The 6026-nt window shown below is 36.2% G+C and carries 7 protein-coding genes and 1 pseudogene; 5 read left to right on the forward strand and 3 right to left on the reverse strand.

The features are described from left to right. The first annotated feature begins 627 nt into the window (after positions 1-627). From ACPYKA_RS17895 to ACPYKA_RS17915, 5 genes are all read left to right on the forward strand, one after another. Positions 628-1299, forward strand: coding sequence for a response regulator transcription factor (locus tag ACPYKA_RS17895; protein ID WP_479543566.1), 672 nt, complete (start codon positions 628-630; stop codon positions 1297-1299). Positions 1300-1540: 241 nt separating this feature from the next. Further along, complete coding sequence (locus ACPYKA_RS17900; RefSeq protein WP_479543567.1) at positions 1541-2302, forward strand: sensor histidine kinase; 762 nt, start codon at positions 1541-1543, stop codon at positions 2300-2302. Between the two features lie 129 nt (positions 2303-2431). Beyond that, the gene (locus ACPYKA_RS17905) at positions 2432-3199 is read left to right on the forward strand and encodes an ABC transporter ATP-binding protein (protein WP_479543568.1); all 768 of its coding nucleotides are present in this window, start codon (positions 2432-2434) and stop codon (positions 3197-3199) included. Next, positions 3192-4535: an FtsX-like permease family protein gene (locus ACPYKA_RS17910; protein ID WP_479543569.1), complete on the forward strand. Its 1344-nt coding sequence runs from the start codon at positions 3192-3194 to the stop codon at positions 4533-4535. The genes ACPYKA_RS17905 and ACPYKA_RS17910 overlap by 8 nt, the downstream gene beginning before the upstream one ends. After that, positions 4456-5148: an FtsX-like permease family protein gene (locus ACPYKA_RS17915; protein ID WP_479543570.1), complete on the forward strand. Its 693-nt coding sequence runs from the start codon at positions 4456-4458 to the stop codon at positions 5146-5148. Before ACPYKA_RS17910 ends, ACPYKA_RS17915 begins: the two co-directional genes overlap by 80 nt. A gap of 89 nt (positions 5149-5237) precedes the next feature. Here ACPYKA_RS17915 and rpsI read toward each other — a convergent pair. The 3 genes and pseudogenes from rpsI to ACPYKA_RS17930 form a co-directional block, all read right to left on the reverse strand. Continuing rightward, positions 5238-5303: pseudogene (gene rpsI / locus ACPYKA_RS17920) on the reverse strand (30S ribosomal protein S9); the annotation flags it as partial. Positions 5304-5537: 234 nt separating this feature from the next. Further along, entirely contained in the window at positions 5538-5678 is a 141-nt protein-coding gene (locus ACPYKA_RS17925) for a hypothetical protein (protein WP_479543571.1), read from the reverse strand. Next, the gene (locus ACPYKA_RS17930; protein WP_479543572.1) at positions 5675-5944 is read right to left on the reverse strand and encodes an HI0074 family nucleotidyltransferase substrate-binding subunit; all 270 of its coding nucleotides are present in this window, start codon (positions 5942-5944) and stop codon (positions 5675-5677) included. The genes ACPYKA_RS17925 and ACPYKA_RS17930 overlap by 4 nt, the downstream gene beginning before the upstream one ends. Positions 5945-6026: the final 82 nt, after the last annotated feature.

Here is a 6026-nt window from a genome sequence, read left to right on the forward strand (position 1 = left end):
AAATCGAGTTACTTTGTCACAGGGCTTCAACCTTAGGATTTCTCCACCAGTTGCCTGTCAGCTACTGAGCGTCTTGGTACCTACTCAGGTTGGACTTTCACCAACTAGCAATTAACGGCTTGCTGGGCGCGCATAACATTAAAAGGCACAGATTTAATTCTGTCCCTTTTCTTACAGTGTATAAACTAAATGCGATTACCGTACCATGTGCAGAATATAAAATGGTTGGTATTGAAGAAGTTTTATAGATAAACAAACTAACGTATGACAAATTCCATCTGTCATGCTTTTTTTATTGGGCAGATCAATAAGGGAGTGTGATTTCATTGGAAGGAAAGAGACAAAGTGATGGAATTTGACGATCATTTTGTTATGATTGTAGATTAAATGTAGCATAGATTGTAAAATTAAATATATAAAAGTGGAGAAATAGCAGCAATTAAATGAAGGGTTCACTGTTAATGAGAACGAGCACTCTATACTTTGACCATTTGGTTATATCTAAAATTATATCTTATTCAAAGAGTACAGATCCCTTTATTTCACGCCAAAGTACATTGTAACTGGATTGATATAGCAATGAGCGAGGGATTAAATTAAAACTTTCTGATGAATGGAGCTAAGATGATGTACAAAATTTTTATTGTAGAAGATGATATGGTCATTGCAAAAACGGTAAAGAATCACCTGCAGACGTGGGGATTTGAAGTGGAATATGTTTCTGATTTCCAAAATGTCATGTCACATTTTGTTTCCTTTGATCCACAATTAGTTTTATTGGATATCTCCCTCCCCTTTGTGAATGGGTTTACCTTGTGTAAAAAGATTCGCAAAGTATCTAAGGTACCGATTATCTTTATCTCTTCTGCTTCCGACAATATGAATATTGTCATGGCTATTAATATGGGCGGAGATGACTTTATTGCCAAACCTTTCGACTTGACGATTCTTACTACCAAAGTACAAGCATTACTTCGACGCACTTACGATTTTACTGGACAAACAAATTTACTGGAACACCGCGGGGCTATCCTAAACACCAGTGATGCAACGCTTATCTATGATGACCAGAAAATCGATTTAACCAAAAATGATCAAAAAATTTTGCATGTTCTTCTTGAAAATAAGGGGAAGGCTGTTTCAAGGGATGCTCTAATGACGCGACTATGGGAAACGAACAGTTTTATTGATGATAATACACTAACGGTGAATATTAACCGCCTCCGAAAGAAATTAGAAACAATTGGACTAAATGATTTTATTAAAACAAAGAAAGGACTCGGCTATTTGGTGAACTAATATGAATAATCATAAAGAAAATTTATTTCTTCTCTATTTACATAAAAACTGGAAACCGATATCTTTGTTCTGCTTATTTATCCTATGCTTTACTATCGTTTTTTCGCTTAGCCATCACCCCCTCGCTCCAATCCTCTACTCCATTCTTTTATGTTCATACATTGTCCTCGTCTTTTTTGTTGTTGATTTTTTAAAATTTATAAAGCAATACAAAAAGCTAAAAAGCACAGAAAAAAACATTATGGTACAAATCGATCAATTGCCTGCCCCAAAGAATGCAATTGAACGGAAATATCAGGAACTGCTGCAAATCTTATATAAAAATAAGAACGAATTGACCGTTCAAGCTGATAATAAGCAGAAAGATTTAATAGATTATTTTACACAGTGGACCCATCAAATTAAAACACCGATTGCAGCGATGCGGCTCCTTCTTCAATCCGAGCAAAAGGAACAAACGGCCGAAATGGAGTTGGAATTGATTAAAATTGAACAATATGTTGAATTTGTTCTGCAATATCTTCGTTTAGAAAATATGTCCAATGATCTTGTTTTTAAAAAATATGAATTAGATGAGATCATTAAACAAGCGATCCGAAAAAATGCCAAAATGTTTATTCGCAAAAAAATCAGCCTGAACTATTCGGATGTCAACTATACCGTATTAACGGATGAAAAATGGCTGCTCTTTGTCATCGAGCAAATTCTATCTAATGCGTTGAAGTATACAAAAGAAGGTTCCATTTCAATTCATAGGAAGAATGAACAACTGATTATAGAAGATACTGGCATAGGCATTCAAGCAGAAGATTTACCGCGTGTATTTGAAAAAGGATTTACCGGATTCAATGGCCGTGCCTTTGAACAATCTACGGGGATTGGTTTGTATCTTTGCAAACAAATATTGACCAAACTATCCCACGACATAACCATTGAATCAGAGGTAGGAATTGGAACAAAGGTTATCATTGATTTGGAAACGAAGGAAATCGGGGTGGAATGATACCAGTAATTATTCAATCTTACAATATTGTAAGATTGGGCCCTTATTTGTAAGGTACAGCTATGTCTGGTGAATAAAGCCTTTGCTATACTGAACATGTAGTTAATTGAAGAGACGGAGGAAATTTTCATGACATTACTAGAGGTAAAAAATCTAAAAAAGGTATACACAACTCGGTTCGGTGGCAACCATGTTCAGGCACTTACAGACGTTAGCTTTTCGGTTGAAGAAGGGGAATATGTTGCGATTATGGGTGAATCCGGCTCTGGAAAGACGACTCTACTAAACATTTTAGCTGCTCTTGACAAACCGACTAGCGGCGAAGTTTTACTGAATGACAAAGATATTGTATCCATTAATGAAAAAGAAATATCTGCATTTCGCCGAAAAAATCTTGGATTTGTTTTTCAGGACTTTAACTTACTCGATACATTTTCATTGCAAGACAATATCTTTTTACCGCTCGTATTATCTGGCACATCATACAGTGAAATGAGTAACCGTTTAAAGCCCCTTGCCGAAAACTTAAGGATCAAAGATATTTTAACAAAATTTCCATATGAAGTTTCTGGTGGTCAAAAACAGCGGGCAGCGGTTGCGAGAGCTCTCATTACGAATCCAAAGCTCGTTCTAGCTGATGAGCCGACCGGTGCGTTGGATTCGCGTGCCTCTGATGATTTACTACAGATTTTCTCACAGATTAATCAAGATGGCCAAACGGTTCTTATGGTGACCCATAGTACAAAGGCCGCTAGCCATGCAAGTCGCATTCTGTTTATCAAAGATGGCGCTGTGTTCCATCAAATCTATAAAGGATCCTTGTCTAATGAAGCGATGTACCAAAAAATCTCGGATACATTAAATATCATTGCAACGGGCGGTGGTAGAAATGAGTAGATTTTTCTACACCAAACTTGCCTTAACGAATATAAATAAACACCAGAAAACGTATATCCCTTATATCCTTACATGTATCAGTACCATCGCTATGTTTTACATGATGCATTTTATGTCGGGAAATCCGGGTTTGAAAGAAATGTCCGGTGGTGATTCCTTGATTGCGATTTTAAATTTAGGAAACATTGTCATCGGAATCTTTTCAGTTATTTTCTTGTTCTATACAAATAGCTTTTTAATTAAACGACGAAAAAAGGAGTTTGGCCTATTCAACATTCTTGGAATGGAGAAAAAACATATTTCCAAAGTAATTGTTTGGGAAACCTTTTTCGTCACAGTCTGCAGTCTATTTGTTGGATTAGCAAGCGGAATGATCATAGGTAAGTTAATGTTTTTACTCTTAAATAATATATTACATTTTGAAGTGCCACTTACGTATTTTGTTTCGACAAAATCAATAGGAGTTACACTGATCCTTTTTCTTGGCATTTTTGTCCTTACCCTTCTAAACAATTTAAGACATATTCACCTGGCAAAACCGATTGAATTATTACGAGGCGGTCAGGTTGGTGAAAAAGAACCTAAAACGAAATGGGTTCTCGTTTTAATCGGGGTGGCAGCACTCGCCTCTGGCTACTATATCGCACTAGTAACTGAATCTCCATCAGCTGCGATAAATAAGTTTTTCTTAGCCGTGCTGCTCGTCATTATCGGCACATACGCTTTATTTACAGCTGGCACGATAGCCCTATTAAAACTCATGCGAAAAAACAAAGGATTCTATTATCAAACAAAACATTTTATCAGTGTTTCGGGCATGATTTATCGGATGAAACAAAACGCAGTAGGTCTAGCCAATATTTGTATTTTATCGACAATGATATTAGTAATGTTATCAACTACAGTGTCCCTTTATATTGGAATGGAAGATTTGTTGAAAAATCGCTATCCAAGGGAAATTGAAATTTCAGCAAATAATATTTCTGAAGAGCAGGCACAAGTAATTGAACAAATAATACAAGAAGAAGCAGAAAAAAATCAAATTGAAATAATAGACCCTGTTCGTTATCGTTCCGCAGATTTTCCAGCAATTAGGGAAGGAAACACATTTATAACAGACCCCACCACCATGGAATCAAATACGAATATGTCTATGATTAAATTAATCCCGCTTGATGAGTTCAATCAGCTGCAAAAAAAATCAGCTACACTGAAGGACAATGAAGTACTCGTATACACGTTAGGAGAAGAACCTGTTGAAGATACCATTACAATCGAAGTTAAGAGACTTATCGTTCACTGGCGATGCTTCTGCCATGATATCGCTAATAGATAGTTATATTGTCGTAGTAAAAGATGAGGAAACGATTAAATCTCTATACCCTGCCGAGGAATTAGAGCTTATAGATTGGAAGGATTTATCTTATTTTTCAGGATTTGATGCTAAGGGAAGCACTGAAAATGAAATTTCCCTAACAAAGGCTTTGTCCCAAAAGCTAAAGGAAGCCTCCATCGATGGCTATGCAGCAGGGCAAGAGGAATCAAGAGAATCTTTTTATTCCATATATGGTGGTTTATTTTTCCTTGGTCTATTTCTTGGAACATTATTTATCATGGCAACCGTCTTAATTATGTATTATAAGCAAATATCTGAAGGCTATGATGACAAAGAACGATTTGCAATTATGCGGAAAGTAGGCTTGAGCAAAGAGGAAATCAAGAAATCGATTCAGAGCCAGGTGCTCGTAGTATTTTTCTTACCACTTGTCGCGGCCGTTATTCACATCGCCTTCGCATTCAAAGTGATCACGAAACTATTGGCTTTGTTAAACTTAACAAATGTTGGCCTATTTGTCATATGTACAGCCGCAACCATATTCATATTTGCTTTATTTTATGCTTTAGTTTACACATTAACTGCAAGGGAATACTATAAGATTGTCAGCTAAGGCTGGCTAAAATAATTAGTTCAATAAAAATAACCCATTTACCGAGATTGGTAAATGGGTTTTCTTGTAAAGATAGTGATATATCAATATTAACGTTTTGAGAACTGTGGCGCGCGACGAGCGCCTTTAAGACCGTATTTCTTACGTTCTTTCAAATGAGTGTATAATACAATGAAAGTTCAGTAAAAATAATTAAGTTTCATGCCTATAAATAGATATAATAACATCCTTGTTCACTATTCCAAAAAATAATTTGAAGTGCCCTTTTTGTGCAACTGCCGTCGCACAAAAAGCTGCATCATTGGCAGCTGGATCTTCAATATAGACCTGTTAGCCATCCATGTAGCGCAAGATCAGTGCTGATCCTCAGCGAATGAAAATGGACTTTCCTACTGAACTCTTCTTAACTCTTGCTCTATGTTATCTATTAATCCCCGAAGAAGCTCTTCATAAACCATTTTTATTTTAATGTAAATCGTTCTTGCTTCTGCTTCATCATAAATACGGGATGTTTTATTCCGATCAATCATATATCAATCCATTCATCGCCATCGTGAATTAGCCCATAGGCATATGCCTCACGAATCGTTGCTCGGGGACTTTTCAATTCCTCAAGCCCTGCATATTCTAAAAATGTTTTCATAAGCTTCCAGCTCAATTCAAATGAAAATTCAAAACGCCGAATAACCCCGTCATATACAATAGCATGATCAATTTGTAGTTTTGTCGCTTCAGTCAGTCGCTCGCTTGCACGTTTATAAGTATCAAGCCTCTCGTAAAGCCTTTCCTTTTTCATATATAATCACTCCTTCATTCCAGATATTTGAAATTAGCTTCTCTTTGGACAAGCGATCTAGAAAAAGAATATCTATTCTTAA

Source organism: Pseudogracilibacillus amylolyticus (SeqCode), assembly GCF_051918545.1.
Classification (GTDB): domain Bacteria; phylum Bacillota; class Bacilli; order Bacillales; family Amphibacillaceae; genus Pseudogracilibacillus.

What these genes read in the sequence shown, in the direction of transcription:
- ACPYKA_RS17895 (WP_479543566.1), top strand. Translation starts at nt 628, where the DNA reads ATGTACAAAATTTTTATTGTAGAAGATGATATGGTCATTGCAAAAACG.
- ACPYKA_RS17900 (WP_479543567.1), top strand. Translation starts at nt 1,541, where the DNA reads ATGGTACAAATCGATCAATTGCCTGCCCCAAAGAATGCAATTGAACGG.
- ACPYKA_RS17905 (WP_479543568.1), top strand. Translation starts at nt 2,432, where the DNA reads ATGACATTACTAGAGGTAAAAAATCTAAAAAAGGTATACACAACTCGG.
- ACPYKA_RS17910 (WP_479543569.1), top strand. Translation starts at nt 3,192, where the DNA reads ATGAGTAGATTTTTCTACACCAAACTTGCCTTAACGAATATAAATAAA.
- ACPYKA_RS17925 (WP_479543571.1), bottom strand. Translation starts at nt 5,678, where the DNA reads ATGATTGATCGGAATAAAACATCCCGTATTTATGATGAAGCAGAAGCA.
- ACPYKA_RS17930 (WP_479543572.1), bottom strand. Translation starts at nt 5,944, where the DNA reads ATGAAAAAGGAAAGGCTTTACGAGAGGCTTGATACTTATAAACGTGCA.